Origin of the sequence: Fluviicoccus keumensis (assembly GCF_004217445.1) — a bacterium.
Taxonomy (GTDB): domain Bacteria; phylum Pseudomonadota; class Gammaproteobacteria; order Pseudomonadales; family Moraxellaceae; genus Fluviicoccus; species Fluviicoccus keumensis.
In genome coordinates, this window is record NZ_SHKX01000010.1 from 535,005 (window position 1) to 551,985 (window position 16,981).

The 16,981-nt window shown below is 61.4% G+C and carries 13 protein-coding genes; 4 read left to right on the plus strand and 9 right to left on the minus strand.

Going from position 1 to position 16,981, the window contains the following annotated elements; genetic code table 11:
- Positions 1–82: 82 nt before the first annotated feature.
- Positions 83–565, minus strand: a complete 483-nt coding sequence (locus EV700_RS03460; protein ID WP_130410948.1) for a DUF11 domain-containing protein — start codon at positions 563–565, stop codon at positions 83–85.
- A 361-nt stretch (positions 566–926) separates the two neighbouring features.
- Here EV700_RS03460 and argE point away from each other — a divergent pair, with 361 nt between their 5' ends.
- Together argE and argA are read left to right on the plus strand one after the other, a co-directional pair.
- Positions 927–2,081 carry an acetylornithine deacetylase gene (gene argE / locus EV700_RS03465; protein ID WP_130410949.1) on the plus strand — a complete coding sequence of 385 codons (1,155 nt, stop codon included), beginning with the start codon at positions 927–929 and terminating at the stop codon, positions 2,079–2,081.
- A 45-nt stretch (positions 2,082–2,126) separates the two neighbouring features.
- The gene (argA, locus tag EV700_RS03470; RefSeq protein WP_130411500.1) at positions 2,127–3,443 is read left to right on the plus strand and encodes an amino-acid N-acetyltransferase; all 1,317 of its coding nucleotides are present in this window, start codon (positions 2,127–2,129) and stop codon (positions 3,441–3,443) included.
- Between the two features lie 57 nt (positions 3,444–3,500).
- Here the strand turns inward: argA and EV700_RS03475 are convergent, their stop codons facing one another.
- The 7 genes from EV700_RS03475 to EV700_RS03505 form a co-directional block, all read right to left on the minus strand.
- Positions 3,501–4,442 carry a MerR family transcriptional regulator gene (locus tag EV700_RS03475; protein WP_130410950.1) on the minus strand — a complete coding sequence of 314 codons (942 nt, stop codon included), beginning with the start codon at positions 4,440–4,442 and terminating at the stop codon, positions 3,501–3,503.
- A gap of 464 nt (positions 4,443–4,906) precedes the next feature.
- Positions 4,907–5,959: a chemotaxis-specific protein-glutamate methyltransferase CheB gene (gene cheB, locus EV700_RS03480; RefSeq protein WP_130410951.1), complete on the minus strand. Its 1,053-nt coding sequence runs from the start codon at positions 5,957–5,959 to the stop codon at positions 4,907–4,909.
- Positions 5,960–5,991: 32 nt separating this feature from the next.
- A complete protein-coding gene (locus EV700_RS03485) occupies positions 5,992–8,094 on the minus strand; it encodes a hybrid sensor histidine kinase/response regulator (protein ID WP_130410952.1) in 2,103 nt (700 codons plus the stop codon).
- A 50-nt stretch (positions 8,095–8,144) separates the two neighbouring features.
- Positions 8,145–10,040: a methyl-accepting chemotaxis protein gene (locus EV700_RS03490; protein ID WP_130410953.1), complete on the minus strand. Its 1,896-nt coding sequence runs from the start codon at positions 10,038–10,040 to the stop codon at positions 8,145–8,147.
- A 51-nt stretch (positions 10,041–10,091) separates the two neighbouring features.
- A complete protein-coding gene (locus tag EV700_RS03495; RefSeq protein WP_165391314.1) occupies positions 10,092–10,688 on the minus strand; it encodes a chemotaxis protein CheW in 597 nt (198 codons plus the stop codon).
- Positions 10,669–11,619, minus strand: a complete 951-nt coding sequence (locus EV700_RS03500) for a CheR family methyltransferase (protein ID WP_130410955.1) — start codon at positions 11,617–11,619, stop codon at positions 10,669–10,671. The genes EV700_RS03495 and EV700_RS03500 overlap by 20 nt, the downstream gene beginning before the upstream one ends.
- Entirely contained in the window at positions 11,603–12,178 is a 576-nt protein-coding gene (locus EV700_RS03505) for a chemotaxis protein CheW (RefSeq protein WP_341272933.1), read from the minus strand. The genes EV700_RS03500 and EV700_RS03505 overlap by 17 nt, the downstream gene beginning before the upstream one ends.
- Positions 12,179–12,361: 183 nt before the next feature.
- Here EV700_RS03505 and EV700_RS03510 point away from each other — a divergent pair, with 183 nt between their 5' ends.
- Complete coding sequence (locus EV700_RS03510; RefSeq protein ID WP_130410957.1) at positions 12,362–13,681, plus strand: DsbA family protein; 1,320 nt, start codon at positions 12,362–12,364, stop codon at positions 13,679–13,681.
- 21 nt (positions 13,682–13,702) lie between these two features.
- Positions 13,703–16,474, plus strand: coding sequence for a response regulator (locus EV700_RS03515; RefSeq protein ID WP_130410958.1), 2,772 nt, complete (start codon positions 13,703–13,705; stop codon positions 16,472–16,474).
- Here EV700_RS03515 and EV700_RS03520 read toward each other — a convergent pair.
- On the minus strand, positions 16,461–16,919 hold the full coding sequence (locus EV700_RS03520; protein ID WP_130410959.1) for a hypothetical protein: 459 nt from the start codon (positions 16,917–16,919) through the stop codon (positions 16,461–16,463). The genes EV700_RS03515 and EV700_RS03520 overlap by 14 nt on opposite strands.
- Between the last annotated feature and the right edge of the window lie 62 nt (positions 16,920–16,981).

Here is a 16,981-nt window from a genome sequence, read left to right on the forward strand (position 1 = left end):
CACCCGCGTCGCGAACATGCCAAAAGACCGGTTATTTGCGATCTCCCTTCGCAACCAGCCCAAACCCATCCGTGAAAAACAGTTAATTCGAGGCGCTGACCCGCATGCGGGCTGAGACTTCGTAGGATTTGCCCGGCGGCAACTCAACCGCCTTCCAGCGCAAAGCCCGGTATTCCGTGACCGGCACAGGCTCTTCACCCACGCCGCCGGCCTTCTTGCGCATTAACGGCAAGGCTCCGAAAGCCTTGCCATCCACCGAGGCCTCCGCGGAAGCCGGCTTGACAGACTGCGCCACATACTCCATGCCCTTGGGCACCGGCAGGGTCGCCGCCAGATTGGAAATGTTCTTCTTGCTGACATTGGTGTAGGTCGCGCGGTACTCCAGTGTTTCACCCGGCTTGGCCGTTTTGCTCTCCGCCAGTGATTCCGCGCCGTTCACCACGGTCACCTTGAACGCCTGCAGGCTGACCTTGACGGGATCCGCAGACGGAGCGGCTTGTGCCTGCATGCCAACCAACAGCACGCCGCCAAGCATCAGTTCCACCAGAGCAATACCTAGACGCATAGAAACCTCTGTAACCAGTTAAGTTCGGGACCGGGCGACTTACCGCTTTTGCCTGTCTCTACACGTAGGCTAACCGAGGTCATGTTCAGGAAATGTTAAGTTTTACGATTAGTCTCCTTATCCTTGGTTTGCTATGTATCCACGGTCGGTATAGCGAGCGCTTGAGTCCACTTGGAAAAAATACTATCAGGATTTTTTGTGACCTGCTTGGCATAAAATTGACGGTATGGACGGACGGCGGAAATTTTGCGACGAAGTACGCATTTCAACGAAAAACGAACGTTGACAACGGGGATATTTTGCATCCTCTCAAGGGCTTGCGTATCCTTTGCCATCAGACCTTTACCGACATCTGCCAACCATGGATAAAACTTTTTTCCAGCAACTGAGCCAACTGGTGGCCCAGCCCAGCGTTTCCTGCACCGACGCAGCGCTGGACCAGGGCAATCTGCCGGTGGTCTCCCTGCTGGCCGAATGGCTGGAGGATGCCGGTTTTTCCTGTGAAATCATGCCCATAGCGCCGGGAAAGGCCAATGTGGTGGCCACGCTGGGCCAGGGCGCGGGCGGACTGGTGCTGGCCGGCCACACCGATACGGTCCCCTATGACCGTCAGCTTTGGAAAAGCGATCCTTTTACCGTCACCGAACGCCAGGGAAAACTTTACGGGCTGGGCATCGCCGACATGAAAGGCTTCTTTCCCGCCGCCATCAACGCCGCACGCGCCTACAGCAAGACACCGCTGAAAGCGCCGCTAATCATCGTCGCCACCTGCGATGAAGAATCGTCGATGGCCGGCGCGAAAGCGCTGGTGGAAGCCGGACGGCCGCACGGCCGCTTTGCGGTGATCGGCGAGCCGACCAGCCTGAAACCGATCCGCCTGCACAAGGGCGTGATGATGGAGCGGGTGCGCATTACCGGGCATTCCGGGCACTCCAGCGATCCCTCGCTGGGCAACAATGCGCTGGACGCCATGACCGTGGTCATGGCGCGGCTGATGGAATTCCGTCGCGAACTGGCGGCGCAGTACCGCAACCCGGCCTTTGGCATCCCCTCCCCCACCCTGAACCTGGGCTGCATCCACGGCGGCGACAATCCCAACCGCATCTGCGGCCAGTGTGAAATGCAGTTCGACCTGCGGCCGCTGCCGGGCATGGATACCGACGACCTGCGCCGCCGCATCCGCGACCGTATCCGCGACATTCCGGAGCAATTCGGCGTGACGCTGCTGTACGAACCGATTTTTGAAGGCACCCCCGCCGCCGAAACGCCGGCGGACTCGCCGCTGGTGCAGATGGTCGAAAAGCTGACCCAGAGTGAGGCCGGGTCAGTCGCGTTTGGCACCGAGGCCCCGTATTTCCGCCAACTGGGCATGGACACGGTCATTCTTGGCGCCGGCAGCATCGAGACCGCCCATCAGCCCGACGAATACCTGGAGATCAAAAATATCTCCCCGCTCTTGTTGTGGCTTAAGCAATTGATACATCATTACTGCGTACAGGGCCATGCGGCCCTTTGATCCAGGAAACCCAGCGTGACCGACGAATTTCTCTCTCCGGACGCGATGACGGAACAGTATGTGCACTGGTTCCGGAATTCGGCTCCGTATATCAATGCCCACCGGGGCAAGACCTTTGTACTGATGTTTGGCGGCGAGGCGGTCAATCACGACAACTTCCGCAACATCATCCATGACATCGCCCTGCTGCACAGCCTGGGCATCAGCCTGGTGCTGGTGCACGGCGCTCGCCCGCAAATTGACGAGAACCTGGTGGAATACGGCCTGACCACGCCTTTCCATCAAGGCATCCGCGTCACCACGCGCGAATCGCTGCGTTGCGTGATGGACGCCGTCGGCTCCATCCGTCTGGAAATCGAGGCGCTGCTGAGCATGGGCCTGGCGAACTCGCCGATGTACGGCGCGCGCATCGACGCCGTCTCCGGCAACTTCGTCACCGCCAAGCCCTACGGCATCCGCGACGGCGTCGATTACCAGCTGACCGGCGAAGTGCGCTCGATCGACACCGAGGCCATCAACAAGAACCTGGTCAACCGCCACATCGTCATCCTCGGCCCCACCGGCTACTCCACCACCGGCGAAGTGTTCAACCTGCGCGCGGAAGACGTGGCGGTACGCACGGCGATGGCGCTGAAGGCCGACAAGCTGATTCTGCTGGGCGAGAAGGAAGGCATTGCCGATACCGACGACCGGCTGCTGCGCGAGCTGATTCCCAACGAAGTGGACCAGTACCTGCGCGGCAAGACCTTCGACACCGAAATCCTGCGCTACATGAACGCGGCCCGCGAAGCCTGTCGCGGCGGCGTGCGCCGCGTGCACATGATTTCTTACGCCCGCGACGGCGCGCTGCTGCAGGAACTGTTCACCCGCGACGGCTCCGGCACGCTGATTACCCAGGACCCGTACGAAGAAATCCGCACCGCCGAAATTGAAGATGTGGCGGGCATGCTGGAGCTGATGCGGCCGCTGGAAGAGGAAGGCATCCTGGTGCGCCGCTCGCGCGAGCGCCTGGAAACGGAAATCAGCCAGTTCTGCGTGATCGAGCGCGACGGCATGATTGTCGGCTGCGCGGCGCTGTACCCGCTGCAGGTGGATGCCGGAACGGATCCGGCCGGGGAAATCGCCTGTGTGGCGGTGCATCCCAGCTACCGCAATTCCGATCGCGGTTCCGAGCTGCTGGACTATCTGGAAGCCCGCGCCCGCAACAAGGGCCTGAAGAAGCTGTTTGTGCTGACGACGCGCACCGGTCTGTGGTTCATCGAGCAAGGCTTCGAGCCCGCCTCGGTGGACGACCTGCCCAAGGAACGCAAGAACATGTACAACTATCAGCGGAATTCGCAGGTCTACAGCAAGAAGATCTGAGCGCCATCCGTACGGCCCGTGTCCGCAGGGTTTCCCCTCCGGACCCGGGCCGCACTGTTATGGCCGACTGCGTCCCTGCCGCCAGCGCACCGTGTGCAGCCGGATACCATCCAGTTCCTTGATGACATCGACGTTCTCCACCGACCGCCGCGTTGAGACAATCCCTTCCCCGCCAACCCAGATATCAACCTCCCGCGGTAGCCGGAAACGCAGGTTTTCCAGCTGTTGTACCGCTTTACTCCCCGGAAACGAGGCGCTGAAGGACAACGCCACCACGTCCGCATCACACCGGGAGACCGCATCGACCAGACTCTGGACCGGAACCTCGGCCCCCAGATTGAGCACGTCCATGCCATCCAGGCGCAGCAAGGCCTCGACCATCAGCAAACCCAGGGTATGTTGCTCTTCGGGCAGGGTGGCCAGCAGGATCCGCGGTTTGTGAACACCGGATTGCACCGTCTTCAGACTCTGACCAACCAACCGGATGACCGCATCGGAATAACGATGCTCCTGAGCGATGGTGATTTCCCCCTTCATCCAGGCATCGCCGACAATGACATTGGCGAAAGACATGAAATCCATGATGAAGGAATACAGACCGCGCTGTGATAACAGCTCAGCAAGATAGTTTTCCAGCACCACGGCGGAGTCCGGTCGCAGGGCCGCCAGTAATCCGCTCGCCAGTTCATCCACACGAACGTGGCGAGAACCCGCCCCGCCCACCACACACAGGGCTTCCAGCGCGGAAGGCTCCAATGCCGACAGCTTGGCGGGACGATAGCCGTTATTCACCAACCGCCGCATCAGTCGGAGCTTGGCGACCTGATCGCGCGGATACACACGATCACCCTTGCTGTTCCGCGACGGGGCGGGAAATCCATATCGCCGCTCCCACATCCGCAACAGCTCTTTGGTGATGCCGGTTTCACGCTCCACATCCTGAATGGAGAAGAACTCGGCAGATCCGGTATCGCCGGATTGATCGCTAGGCTCGCTCATCGGCGCCACCCGGTTTTTGCGGACGACCCACGCAGGCAGAAACGTTTGCGCATGGCGCCGGCATGTTATTTTTGTACATTATTTGGCCGATAACACATCTGTGAATTACTTCACAGGATGCATCAGGCGTTAACGTGTATAGTGAGTATACAAATTAGCCGTATTGAGAAACAGATCACATTTCAACAAGATTGTACAATTGAGTGATACGGTTCGATTGATTCGTATTTTAATAATTCGTATGCTGTTTATGTCGGACAAGGAAGAGTTCTCCTTCTCGATATTGGGCTAGGGCTGTACGGAAGCAGATGCGTTTTATACGGCTTCCCCCAAAGGCCTGCTTGGAACTGATTTTGTGACCGGCAGCCTTGCCCACCTCCATCCATTCCTGGCGTGGGGGTTTTGTTTTGTCCGCTTCTTTGCAGGGGCGGCGTTCCTCACGCCGCCGTCAACCCTGAAACGCCTTACACCGGTATCGGCCGCAAAACCGCGTCCGTAAGGTAGGCCGCCATTTTGCCAAGCCCGACAACCTCATCGACCGCCTCTATCGCCAGGGCAGCCCCCGGCATCCCGTAGACGACCGAACTGGCGTTATCCTGAACGATGGTGTGGCATCCGGCCTTGCGCATCGCCAGCAAGCCTTCGGCGCCGTCTTCCCCCATCCCCGTCAGCAGAACACCGACGGCGGCTCCATGAGCCGCGTGGGCGACAGAATGAAACAGACGGGTGACCGAGGGGCGCAGGGCATTCGTCGGGGCGCCCTGGTCCAACCGGGTGTAAAGCCAGCCGTCCGCGCCGCGCTCGACCAGCAGGTGGTGCTCATCCGGCGCAAAATAGACCGCGCCGGCCTCCAGCAGTTGCCGGTCGCCGGCCAGACGGAGCGTCAGCGGGGTATGCTTTTGCAGCCAGGCGATCAGCCCGCCCACAAATCCCTTCGTCATGTGTTGGGTGACCACGATCGGAACCGGAAAATCGGCGCGCAACCCCTTCAGCACGGCCAGCAAGGCCTGCGGACCGCCGGTGGAGCAGCCGATCGCAATCACTTCCGGGCGACGGCCCGCCAGTCCTGACCGGAACGACGGCGAGTGGCCGTCCGTGTCAGGACGACGCCGGACGACACGGATTTCCGACATGGCGCGAACGGTGTTGACCAGATCGCGACGGTTGTCCTCGAAGTCCGGGTGAGAAATGCCGACCGGCTTCTCGATGACCGCCAGAGCCCCTTCCTCCAACGCCCGGAAGGTGGTGTTCATTTCCTCGTCATTGATGCTGATGCTGATCACCACGATCGGCAGCGGTGTTTCCCGCATGATATGGTGCGTGGCCTCGAATCCGTCCATGACCGGCATGCGGATGTCCATGGTGACAATATCAGGCTTCAGCTCACGGGCCATCCGGACCGCTTCTTCACCGTTCATGGCCTGTCCAACGACCTGCATGTCCGGCTCCTGCTCGAAAATGGTCTTCAGCAATACGCTGACAACCCGGGAATCCTCTGCAATCAGAATTCTTATCATCTGCTTCCGCTCCTAGCCGTTGTAACGTTCGTTCAAATCAGGTGGTTAATGACTTTCAACAGGGCTTCACTTTCAAAACGGCTCTTGACCACATAGGCATCCGCCCCCACGGCAACTCCCCGCCATCGATCCGCTTCCCCGGCCAGCGAGGTCACCATGACGACCGGAATTCGTGAAAAACGTTCATCCGACTTGATGCGGCGGACCAGTTCAAAACCATCCATGACCGGCATCTCGACATCGGTGACGACCAGATCGAACGCGGCTGACTGCAGGGCCTCCCACGCCAGGCTCCCATCCGTGGCGGTAGTGACGCGATACCCCTGACTCTCCAGCAGGCTTTTTTCCAGGGAGCGCGTGGTGATCGAGTCGTCAACCACCAGCACATGCGGTACGGTTTTTTCAGCATGCCCGTTCAGGCCGACGGTGCGCCGGGCTCCTCCGCGCACCGCCGACAGCACCAGATCCGCCGGATTCAGCACCATCAATATCCGCCCGCTGCCCAACAGGGTGCCGCCAATCACATTACGCACCGCCAGAAGTGGCGGCCGCAGGCGCTTGATCACAATCTCGCGCTCCCCGAGAATGTCTTCCACCAGAAATGCGACGCGCTGCCACCCCTTTTCCACGACAACGATCAGCCATTTGTCCGGCTTGTCCGCGACGGCGGTTGCCGCCAGCTCCAGCACCAAAGCCAGCTCGCATACCGGAATGGCCCGGCCCTGAAAGTTGATGGCCTGACCGCCGCCAATCTCGACCAGGTCCGCCGAGGACAATTCCAGAACCCGCACGATCGCGGTGCTGGGAATCACATACAGACCGCCGCCCGAGCGGACGACCAGCCCCCGCTCCACCGACAATGTCAGGGGCAGGTCCAGGGTGAAAACCGCCCCTTTACCCTCCACCGAGTCAACCAGGACATCCCCTTTCATTTTCCGGATGACGGACAGGACCACATCCAGCCCGACCCCCCGGCCTGACACATGCGTGATGATCTCATGGCTGGAAAATCCGGGGCGGAAGATCAAATCCATGGCCTCTTCGGGCGTCAACCCTTGGGCTTCTTCCTGCGTCAGCAGGCGCTTGCGCAGCGCCGCCTCGACAATCCGGCCGGGACTGATGCCGCGCCCGTCATCCCGCACGATCACCTGTATGCGCGAGCCGGACGCCTTGACGGTCACCGTGATATGACCGGTGGCGGGCTTGCCCTTGGCCAGACGCTCGTCGGGCGGCTCGATGCCGTGGTCTATGGCGTTACGCAGCAAGTGCACCAACGGATCCTTGATGCCCTCCAGCACCGGCCGATCAACCTCGAGATCATCGCCAATCACTTCGTAGTCGACTTTTTTTCCCAACTCCTGGGCGATATCCCGAACCGATCGGGCCAGCGGCAACAGCAGGGTGGACACCGGCATCATGCGCATCAGCCGGATCTGGTCCTGCAACTTGCCGGCCATCAACCCGATCCGGTTACCGCAGCCGCGCAAACCCTTGACCAATCGCCCGGCGGGAGAATAGAGGCCCTGCTGCGCTTGCAATTCCTGCAATTGGTCTTCCATTTCAATACGGGAAGCCATCAGCTCCTCGACCAGGGCCGTCACCGTCTCCAAACGATGCAAGGCGATCCGGGTCAGCGCCGGCTCGCGGGAACCGTCGGCCGGGGCCGCAACGGGCGGCTCCGTCACGATCCGCGATGCGGACGGGTCCGGCGCGACGACCGGGCTTTCCTCCTCTTGCCAATGTTCCAGCCGTTGCAGTAACCCGCTGACATTGACAGCGGGACTGTCCGGATCCTCCAGCGACTCCACGGACAACTTCATGCCGTCCAGAGCCGACAGGCACAGATCCACCACCCGCGCACCCGACCCGTACGCCATTGTCCTGACGGCGGCCAACAGGGATTCGAGGCCGTGCGCGATGCGTTCAATATCCCGCGCATCCACACCCCGGGCCGCGCCTTTGATGTTGTGGGCGCTGCGGAACAGGGTATTCAGGCAGTCATCGCGGTCGTTACCGGGCGGCAGGCTTTCCAGCCGCAACAGCTCGCCCGTCATGACCTGCATGTGCTCATCCAGCTCGGCCTGGAACATCAGCACCAGTTGCTTCATGAACTCCGGGTTCAGCGCTTCCGCCATTTGCCAGCTCCTGCCGCCATGCCATCCACCAATGCCGGGATCTTCCGCCGCTAGATCTTGTAAACGCTGACACTGTCCCGAAGCTTGCCCGCCACATCACCCAGCCGGGTGGAGGCCCGCTTGACCTCATGGGTGCCCGCCACGAACTGGGTGGTCACCTTGTTGATCTCGCTCATGGCCGTTGTCACCTGCTTGATACCGGTTACCTCCTGGCGCACCGCCGCCACGATCTGCTGGCTGCCTAGGGCGGTTTCGTGAATCACCTCGCTCAGCTGCTTCATGACCTCGCCGCTCTTCTGGACGAGCAACACCCCGGCATCCACGCCCTTGCTGCCTTCCTCGGTGGCCATCACCGCCCGATCGGTGGCACGGCGGATGTCCTGCAGAATCTTCTGAACCTGCGCGGTGGACTGCTGCGACTGCTCGGCCAGATCCTTGACCTCGGCCGCCACCACGGCAAAACCGCGACCGGCATCCCCGGCCTTGGCGGCCTCGATCGAGGCATTGAACGCCAGCATTTTCGACTGCTGCGCCAGATTGGTGACCACGGCCGTGATTTCCCCGATCTGCTGGGTCTGCTCCGATAACGCCAGGATGGTATGTGCGATGTTCTCCACCCGCGCCCGGATCGCCTCCATGCCGCGCACGGTTTCCTTGACCGTCAGCAGGCCCTGCTCGCCCTCCCGGCGCGTGCGTTCGGCTGATTCGCCCAGATGCTGCGCCTTGCTGAGGGTCTGCACCGAGGTGGCCATGATTTCCTCCAGCGTCACGGTGGTCTCGTTGACCGCCGCCGCCTGTTCGGATGCGCCGTTGGACTGCGCCTCGACCGCCACCTGCAACTGCGACAGGGTGCTGAAGATTTCATTGCTGGCCTCGCCGACCTCCCCGGCCATCCGCGCCAGGCTCTCGGTCATGGCGTTGAGGTTGCCGCCGATGAGACTGAGCTCATCCGTACCGACCGCGTTGACCCGTTGCCGCAGGTTGCCGTGCGCCACTTCGTCGATGAAGGCGCTGTAGCTCTTCACCCGCGACTGGTAGACGGTGTTCTGGGTTTTCTGGCTGGTGATGTCGTTGGCATACATCACGACCTTGAACGGCTTGCCGTGACTGTCGAGGATCGGGTTGTAAGTCGCCTGGCTCCAGACATCCTTGCCGCCTTTGGCGGTCAGCCGGTACTCACCGGCATCGAATTCACCGCGGTTGAGCCGTTCCCAGAAAATCCGGTAATCCGTGCTGCCCGAATATTCGGAATCCACCAGCGCGCGATGGTGGCGACCGCAAATTTCATCGAGGCTGTAGCCGAACATGCCGAGGGCATTGGCGTTGGCGGTGAGGATGATGCCGTCAAGGTTGAATTCGATGACCGCCTGCGACATGCTGATCGCTTCGATCTGCCCCTGGTAATCGGCGAATTTTTCCTCCAGGCCGGTGCGCTGGAAGGAGCGCACCGCCAGTTGCAGGTCAATGGAGGCAATACGGTTGAACGCCTGCAACGCCCGCTCGCGCTGACGCCAGTTGAACGGGTAATGCGCCAGGATCAGCGGCGTGACCGCCTCGACATAAGCCCCGAAACAGGCCACATACCAATATGGCGGCATGCCCAGGCGATGATGGACCTCTCCGCAGCGGAGACGGTCGTTGAAATAGGCGGGGCCATAGTCGCCCTGGAAACATTGCAGGACGCATTGCTTCTGGTATTCCCGGATCTGCTCCGCTCCTCCTTCCGAGCGGCAAACCGCATCCAGCAGGCCGGGTTGCAGCTTGATCCGGGCAACCACCATGTCCACGACCTGGTCTATATGGCGCGTCACGATCGGCAACAGCGCTTTCAGCGCCGCCGCGTCCTCCTCGCTGAACGAGGCGAATCGCTTGATAGCCAGTATGTCGCCTTCTTCTATCTGCGCGCTACGGCCGGCCCGCACACCGCCCTCATTGGCATTACCCATTTACCTTCACCATTCCATTCCTGTTTTTTCTGAAATGCGCCATCCTGCCGCTCAACTCTCCAGCACCTCATTCACCTGCAACAACGGTGACTCCAGCATGGCGACCACATTCAGCATGCAGACATGTCCGGCATGAACGCCCAGAATCAGATGATGACCGGCGTGCCCCGGTCCCGCCTGAAATGACGCCAGCCTTCCCGGCTCAAAGGTGTCGTTGCCCAATACCTCGTCGACCCAAAGCCCCGCCATTCCCCGGCCGCTTCGCAGCACCACAATCCCGATATTCCGGCCGGGCGGTTCCGGATCCCGGTGAAAAAACGCCTTGAGATTGAGCACGCTCAACAGTTCCCCCCGGTAGTTCACGACGCCCGCAAACGCCGGCGGGGTGCAGGGAACCGGCGTCACCTCCGGCATGACCACGATTTCCTCGATGCAGCGATAGGGCACGCCATAGCGGCCGGCCGGTCCGATACGCACGGCGATAAAGGATTCGGACTCCATCTCTTCCCGAAGCGGCTCGGGACGGCGGGCCAGCAAGCGGGCTCTTTCCCGCAGGATTTCCCGCCGACGTCCCTCCGGCATCAGCGTTGACGCTTGAATCCGGCCGTGCGAAGCCGTTCCGCCGGCATTATCCGAACCATCGTCCATCGCCGAGACCCTCCGGAACCCTGCCGCCCTGTCCCGACAGCGCCGGAACCCGCGAGGGACGACGCCAATAGACCGCATCGCCGGCCTCCCCGCGCTGAAAACCCGCCCGGATGGGGCTGGGATCGGACAAACCGGTCAGCAAGACGCCCTCGGGCGCCAGACAACCCGCCAACCGGCATAACATGCCCAGCGCAATGCCCGGCTCGATATAAAGCAGCACATTGCGGCAGAGAATGATGTCCAGATTGGCGGTACCGTTCGCTGCCGAGGGATAGACCTCATCCGCCAGATTCAGATTGCCCCACCGGACCGACTGGCGTATGGCGTCGTTCAAGACGAATCCGTCGCCGGTCGCGCTGAAATATTTGGCGATCATGGAGGGCGGCGTGACCCGGAAAGACCATTTCCGATAAAAACCCTTGCCGGCCGTCTCAAGCGCAACCGTATTGATATCCGTCGCCAGCAGATGAACATGCCAATCGCTGTAATCCGGCAGCATTTCCCTCAACATCATCGCCAGGCTGTATATTTCCTGACCGCCCGCGCAGCCGGCGCTCCAGATGCGTAATTCGAGCTTGCCCAGGGATCGGCGGGCTTCGATCAAGTCGGGAAGTAGGCTGTCGCGGAGCCACTCCATCTGGGCGGTATCGCGGAAGAAATAGCTCTCGCCCACGGTCAGGCCTGCCACCAGAAAGTCAAAATCGCGCGGACGCCCGCCGCTGGAAAGGGACTGCCAGTAATAGTCAATGGAGGGGTAACCCAGTGCCCTGGCAGCCTCCGCGCAGATTTCCCGAATACCGGCAATCTGGTGATCCATCAAACAAATGCCGGCGCGGGAGACCAGCAGACGGCAAATATTGCGTTCAAGACTCCCGGAGTGCTCCGGGCTCACCAAGCTGATCCTGGCCGACTCATCAAGCCGCATGTCCATTTGCCACTCCCTGTCCCACTCTGGACACCGATTCCAGAATCCGCTCCATGTCGAGGCATAACGCCATGCCGCCAGCCAGATCCAGCACCCCGCAAAAGGGCATCCGACCGGTATCCAGACCACCCCCGGTCTGCATGGCGGCGGCAGGGGCGCTTTCGACACCCACCACGTCACCGACGACGAAAGCCGCACGACGGTTGTCGTGCCGGCAGAGAACGACCGGGGTGGTCTCGTCATAGAACGAGGCATCCGGCAAGCCCAGCCATAACCCCAGATCGATAACCGCCAGACCCTGCCCGTGATAATTCATCAATCCCGCCATGTAGTCAGGGCAGGCCGGCACGGTTTGCAAATCCATCAGCAGGAATACCCGCTCGATACAGGACAGATCCATCGCAAAACTCCGCCCCTGAACCTTGACCAGCAATACCTGACAGCAACGGTTTCCGGTCGCCGCATCCATGGCCTTTATCCCTCCCCGATCCAGACATCCGCTTCCGCCACGAGGGAAGCGCCAAGCATCGACGCAAACATGACTACAGCATGGCACAGCCACCATATTCGTCAAAAATTTCGATCCGTATTGTGATACAAATCACAACTAAATATATTTGTAATATTTTAAAGGCTTACATCATCTTTTGGCGTCACAACCGGTCTGGGGCGGGCGCGTTGATGGCAACGCTCATCTAGGCGGATGAAAAACATGACGCTATAGTGTGGCATGCATTGAGGTACATCTATGCCCCTGCAACGCCGCCTATTACAACCACTCTACTCGCGCGTTCTGACCAGCCCCGCCACCCGCCGCGCATGGCGTTCCATGCAGGACTGGCTGGGCCGGATATCCCGCCGTCCGTTGCGCCTGACCGTCTGGCTGCGGCTGGATGACCCGCAATGCGCACTGCTGGCGCAAATGCTGCCGCAACTGCTGGACCACTATCCGCTGGAACTGGATCTGCGGGTGCTGCCCCCGCTGAGCGAGCACGACCCGCACGCCACCATCGATGCTTGGCATCTGGCCCAGTTCTACCAGTTACGCTTCCACTCGCTGACGCCGCCCGCTCCCGAAGACTGCTGGCTGGGTTGCCGCATCCTCCTGGCGACGACAAACCTGTCGCAGGAAGAACGACTGGTCCTGCTTCGCCAATTATTTGCCTGCGTCTGGGAACACCAGCACAGCAAGCTGGCGACGTTGGCATTACGCTTCCCCCCGGAAGATGAAGAGTCGGCGCTGGAGCGCATGGCGGCCGAACAGGAAGAATGCAGCCGGACACCGGGCGTCGCCAGCGGCGCCCTCGCTTTCGGAAATGAGTATTTCCAGGGGTTGGACGACCTGCCGGAACTGGTTTCCAGGCTTGAAGCCGCCAACCTCAACCGGCTGGAACACACGCCCGGGGTCGGCCCGGCTGTTTTCCCGGATACCGGCTTCCTGATCACCGACTCCGAGATGCTGGCGACGGTGCGGGCGCAACGATACCGCCTGGATTTCTATTTCTGCTTCTGTGATCCATACTCTTACCTGAACCTGGAAGGCTTGTTCGCCCTGGCGGATCATTACTCCCTGCGCCTGCGGCTGTTCCCGGTCACGATTCCGCGCACCGGCCGGGTGGCGGCGCGGCCATTACCGCCGGCAGGCCTGCTTTGGCAAAGCGCGCGGCATGCCTCCCTCAGGCAACGGGAGTTCGGTGATGTATGCCTGCCCGACGCGGCCGGATTGCGCTATTGTCATGCCCTGATGGCGCATGCCGAGCGCTTGGGGCGCGACCGTGAAATGGCCGAAAGCCTGCTGGCCAGCATCTGGGCGCGCGGACGCGACCTGAGTTACCGGCCGCACCTGCTGGCCGCGCTCCGGGAAGCCGGTTTTGACAAGACTGATCCGGACAATGTGCTGACCTCATTGCCGGCGAATATTGTGGAGCGCCACGGCGCGGCCTGGCAAAGCCTGGAGCTTCCCTCCCTGCCGGGGCTGGTGCTGAATAGCGGTGCGGGAATCGCCTTATGCGGCGCGGACAGGCTCTGGGCGCTGGATATGGCATTGGCGGACACCCTTAATAAATAACAAACTGGATTAACACAGGACATGGCCGGAAAGCCGCAACTGCCCCAATGGTTACGCTCGTTGCTGCCGCGAAGTCTGGTGCGGCTGCTGGCCGTGCTTTCCGCCGCCTCGCTGCTGGCCGCCCTGGGCCTGTTCGCCCTCAGCGTCTACCAGCAGCAACGACACATCAACCAGCAGAACGCCATTGGCCAGGCGGCGCTGATTGTGCGCAACCTCGGCACGGTCGTGGCCCAGGATGTCCTGGCATCCGACCGCAAAGGCATTCGCAGCCTGATGGCCAGTACTGCCATTTTCCCGGAGGTACGGGAACTGGTGGTGACCGACTGGAACGGCAATGTGCTGGTGGCGCTGGCGCATGCCCCGGACGCGGACCCGCAGGAGGTGGAAAACCGCAAGCGGCTGGAACCGCCGCCTTCCGGCGCTTCGCAGGGCCAGTATTACCGCAGCAACACCAATGACACGGTCGAGGTCTGGCAGCCCATCGACAACAACGGCTGGGTCTACATCGTCTATGACTATTCCGCCCAGTCTCACGACCAGCAGCAGGTGCTGGTCAAGTCGCTGATCAGCGGCATCGTGCTGGCCATCCTGGCCTCGCTGGCGTTCTTCTATGTGCTGCGCAGCCCGGTGCACGACTTGCACCAGCTGATCCGCTTCGCCAAGGAGCTGGACGTGTATCGCGGCAGCCGCCAGATCCACATCACCTCGCATCTCGACGAAATCCGCGACCTGAATTCCGCGCTGAACCAGTCCGCCATCCGCCTCTACGAACAGAGCCAGCAGGTGATCCAGTCGGAAGCGCGCTACCGTCACGTCGTCAACCACGTGCACGAAGTCATCTTCCAGACCGATAACCAGACCGCCTTTACCTTCCTGAACCCGGCATGGCATGAAGTGACCGGCCTGCCCGCCGAAGCGACGCTGGGCAAGCTGATGACCGACTTCATCCACCCGGACGACCAGGAAGAACTGTACCGCTCCCTGCAAAAGCTGTTTCTGGGCGAAGCCGAACAGGTGCGCTGCGATACGCGGCTGCTGACCTCGGACCATGATTTCCGCTGGGTGCACTTGTGGATCAGCCTGCTGTACGACGAAAACCACATCATGAACGGCACCACCGGCACCATCAACGACATCACCATCCGCAAGCAGACCGAAGGCGCGCTGATCTCCGCCAAGGAGGCCGCCGAAGCCGCCACCCGCGCCAAGAGCGAATTCCTGGCGACGATGAGCCACGAGATCCGCACGCCCATGAACGGCGTGCTGGGCATGGCGCAGCTGCTGCTGGAAACGCCGATGAACAACGAGCAGAAGGAATACGCCAGCACCCTCTACCATTCGGGCCAGGCGCTGCTCACCATCATCAACGACATCCTCGACTTCTCGAAGATCGAGGCGGGCAAGCTGGGCATCGAGCGCATTCCCTTCAACCTGCAGCGGCTGGCGGAAGAAGTCTGCGACCTGTTGCAGGCGCAGATCCAGGCCAAGGGGCTGGAGATGGTGCTGTGCTACCACATCAACTGCCCGCGCCTGCTGATCGGCGACCCCAACCGCATCCGCCAGATCCTGCTGAACCTGCTGGGCAACGCCATCAAGTTCACCCACACCGGCTACATCGCCCTGCGCATCACCGCGCCGGTGATTACCCCGGCCACGGTCAACATCGCGCTGGAAGTGATCGACACCGGAATCGGCATCCCACAGGAAAAACAGGGAAAGCTGTTCCAGCTGTTCTCGCAGGCGGACGCCTCGACTACCCGGCGCTTTGGCGGCACCGGCCTGGGACTGGCCATCTGTAAGGGCCTGGCCGAACTGATGGGCGGCAGCATCGAGCTGAAGAGCAGCCAGCAGGAGGGATCTTCTTTCCGCGTCGAGGTGCCGTTGCACCGGCAGACGGCGGTCGAACGCACCCTCCCCCACTACCCGGAACTGTATTTCTCGCCGATCATTGTGATCGACGCGCTGGAAATCAACCGCCAGTACCTGAACGAAAGCCTGCAGCGCTACGGCATGCGCGTTGAACTGGCCGCCACCGCTGAGGAAGGACTGGCGCACCTGAAGACCATCCGCCAGAGCACGCACCGCATCCCCTTCGTGCTGATCGACAGTACGCTGGTGAAGACTGCAGGCGGCGCCAGCTTCGCCCAGTCGGTGCGGCAAAACCCGCAACTGGCGGACAGCCACCTGATCCTGATGAGCCAGACGCCGCTGCGGCAAATGGATCCCGGCTTCTACCTGCCCTTCAACGGCTACATCAACAAACCGCTGCGCTTCTACGCCGTGATCAACGAGATCGCCTCCATCTTTGCGGGCAAGAAAACCATCATCCAGCCGCACGAATACCAGAAGGAGCTGCCGGTCATCCCGATGCTGAATCCCAAGTCGGACTCGTCCTCACGCAGCAAATCCGGCGGCCTGCGCGTGCTGCTGGCCGAAGACAATGCCGTGAATCAGAAGGTCGCGGTGAAGATGCTGGAAAAGGCCGGTGCGGCGGTGGATGTCGCGCCCAACGGCAAGGAGGCGGTGCGCCTGTTCGGCCTGCGCAAGTACGATCTGGTGCTGATGGATTGCCAGATGCCAGAAATGGACGGTTACGACGCCACCCGCGCCATGCGCGCCTGCGAGAGCGGCGTCAACGACCCGAAACTGCCGATCATCGCCCTGACCGCCAATGCGCTGGAAGGGGACCGCGAGCAGTGCATCGCCTCGGGGATGAGCGATTTCCTGGCCAAGCCGCTGAAGCAGGATGTGCTGTACAAGCTGCTGCAGCAGTACCGGCCTAGCGAAGAGTGACCTTGGCGACGGCGTAGCAATCGTCGATGTGGTTGTAGGCGATCTTGCGCATCACGAAATAACCCAAACCGGCGGCGACCATCTGCCCGCCCAGCGGCACGAACTTCGCCACCTGCCGGGAAATGATCTTGGTGGCCATGCCCTGGATACTCTGGCGCACCAGCGTCCGGGTGACGACCAGCCCCAGGAACTGCGAGCCGCGCCGGGCGATCTCCCCCCAGGCCACCTCGCGGGTTTCCGGGTCGAAGGCGGCGATCTGCTCCGGAGCCAGCCCGAAGCGGCGGCTGATCTCGGGGATCAGTGCGGTGAGGATGCTGGCATCCACCACCACGTCCAGGAACGGCACGGGCACCACGGCTGCCCCGGCCGAGACCAGCGCCCGACGCCGCACCAGCGCCTCGCAGTCGGCGCGGATACGATCCAGTTCGGGATGACGGCTGGCCATGGTCGGGACTCCTGTTTCTGAAGGGAAATTCAAAACTACCCGAAAGAACGCCAAAAAGCACG

Coding starts and splice junctions, on each gene's coding strand:
- argE (WP_130410949.1), top strand. CDS start 927: ATGGATAAAACTTTTTTCCAGCAACTGAGCCAACTGGTGGCCCAGCCC.
- argA (WP_130411500.1), top strand. CDS start 2,127: ATGACGGAACAGTATGTGCACTGGTTCCGGAATTCGGCTCCGTATATC.
- EV700_RS03520 (WP_130410959.1), bottom strand. CDS start 16,919: ATGGCCAGCCGTCATCCCGAACTGGATCGTATCCGCGCCGACTGCGAG.
- cheB (WP_130410951.1), bottom strand. CDS start 5,959: ATGATAAGAATTCTGATTGCAGAGGATTCCCGGGTTGTCAGCGTATTG.
- EV700_RS03515 (WP_130410958.1), top strand. CDS start 13,703: ATGGCCGGAAAGCCGCAACTGCCCCAATGGTTACGCTCGTTGCTGCCG.
- EV700_RS03500 (WP_130410955.1), bottom strand. CDS start 11,619: ATGGACATGCGGCTTGATGAGTCGGCCAGGATCAGCTTGGTGAGCCCG.
- EV700_RS03490 (WP_130410953.1), bottom strand. CDS start 10,040: ATGGGTAATGCCAATGAGGGCGGTGTGCGGGCCGGCCGTAGCGCGCAG.
- EV700_RS03510 (WP_130410957.1), top strand. CDS start 12,362: ATGCCCCTGCAACGCCGCCTATTACAACCACTCTACTCGCGCGTTCTG.
- EV700_RS03475 (WP_130410950.1), bottom strand. CDS start 4,442: ATGAGCGAGCCTAGCGATCAATCCGGCGATACCGGATCTGCCGAGTTC.
- EV700_RS03505 (WP_341272933.1), bottom strand. CDS start 12,178: ATGGTGGCTGTGCCATGCTGTAGTCATGTTTGCGTCGATGCTTGGCGC.
- EV700_RS03485 (WP_130410952.1), bottom strand. CDS start 8,094: ATGGCGGAAGCGCTGAACCCGGAGTTCATGAAGCAACTGGTGCTGATG.
- EV700_RS03495 (WP_165391314.1), bottom strand. CDS start 10,688: ATGGACGATGGTTCGGATAATGCCGGCGGAACGGCTTCGCACGGCCGG.
- EV700_RS03460 (WP_130410948.1), bottom strand. CDS start 565: ATGCGTCTAGGTATTGCTCTGGTGGAACTGATGCTTGGCGGCGTGCTG.